This window comes from Burkholderia seminalis DSM 23518, assembly GCF_902832885.1.
Lineage (GTDB): Bacteria > Pseudomonadota > Gammaproteobacteria > Burkholderiales > Burkholderiaceae > Burkholderia > Burkholderia seminalis.
In genome coordinates this window covers 1-374 of the sequence record NZ_CADFDK010000053.1, presented here as the reverse complement: position 1 = coordinate 374, position 374 = coordinate 1, and the positions used below count along the sequence as shown (strand labels likewise).

Below are 374 nucleotides of genomic sequence, written 5' to 3'. Positions count from 1 at the left end.
ACGCAGCAGGGCAACTACAACAACAACGGCGCGACGGGCGTCAACGCTTTGGCAGCGGGCACGAATGCCACGGCGGCGGGCGCAAGCTCGGTGGCAGTCGGCGACGGCGCGAACGCGAACTCGGGTGGCGCGGTGGCGATTGGCCAGAGCGCGATGGCGACCGGCGGGCAGGCCGTGTCGATCGGTGTGGGCAACACGGCAAGCGGCAACGGTGCGGTGGCGATCGGCGACCCGAACGTCGCGACGGGCACAGGCGCGGTGGCGATGGGTGCGAACAACACGGCGAACGGTCAAGGTGCCGTGTCGTTGGGTAACGCGAACATTGCGACTGGCCAGGGTTCCGTGGCGCTGGGTAACACGTCGTCCGCGAACGG

At 69.3% G+C, this 374-nt stretch carries 1 pseudogene; it reads left to right on the top strand.

Annotated features, from left to right (window positions below):
- Positions 1 to 374: pseudogene (locus tag HWX00_RS36595) on the top strand (YadA-like family protein); the annotation flags it as partial.